The 368-nt window shown below is 55.4% G+C and carries 1 protein-coding gene; it reads left to right on the top strand.

Annotated elements, in window-relative coordinates:
- A partial coding sequence (locus AC1RPQ_RS08160) for a hypothetical protein (protein WP_481762286.1) occupies positions 1-368 on the top strand: 368 nt, incomplete at both ends.

Here is a 368-nt window from a genome sequence, read left to right as displayed (position 1 = left end):
GGTAGTGGCCAATGCGGTGTTAGAAAAGCCCGTTTCGGATTTGACCCGGTTCGGGCCCTCCCGCACCGAATTCCTGGCAGAACTAAAAAGATGGGTTGATCTGTACAAACCGGACGGCTTCGTTGCGGAACGCTTCATGACGCGCGGTATCCAATCTATGGGCACCACCATCGAAATGGTCAGCGTCATGATCGGTCTACTGGCAGGCACCTATCCGGATATACCGATGCTAACGATACCGGCCGCGCAATGGAAGAATGCATGGCACCAGCGTCACAAGGGCTCTACGCTCGAAGAGACGTATAAGGCATCGCGCACAACCCCACACCAAGTGGATGCGTGCTTCATCGGCATATACGCGCTGGAAC

This window comes from Dellaglioa sp. CoH-57-MRSF-21 (genome assembly GCF_056781915.1).
This window is presented reverse-complemented; position numbering and strand designations above follow the sequence as displayed.